This window comes from Pseudoalteromonas sp. G5_S1_14_S5, from assembly GCF_054968605.1.
The window spans coordinates 1-334 of record NZ_JBQKUM010000256.1 but is presented as its reverse complement, the minus strand read 5'-3'; the positions used below and the strand labels follow the sequence as shown (position 1 = coordinate 334).

At 47.9% G+C, this 334-nt stretch carries 1 protein-coding gene; it reads left to right on the top strand.

The window, feature by feature from the left end:
* The coding region (locus tag ACTRWI_RS22790) for a GTP-binding protein (RefSeq protein ID WP_499133953.1) at positions 1–334 on the top strand (334 nt) is incomplete at both ends.

Sequence of the window (334 nt, the reverse complement as noted above, 5' to 3'; positions counted from 1 at the left end):
TGTCTAAAGAAAAATTTGAACGTACGAAACCGCACGTAAACGTTGGTACTATCGGCCACGTTGACCACGGTAAAACAACTCTAACTGCTGCTATCTGTACTACACTTTCTAAAGTGTACGGTGGTGAAGCGAAAGACTTCGCATCTATCGATAACGCTCCAGAAGAGCGTGAGCGCGGTATCACAATCGCAACTTCTCACGTTGAGTACGACACTCCAACTCGTCACTACGCACACGTAGACTGTCCAGGACACGCGGATTATGTTAAAAACATGATCACTGGTGCTGCACAAATGGACGGTGGTATCCTAGTTGTTGCTGCGACTGACGGCCC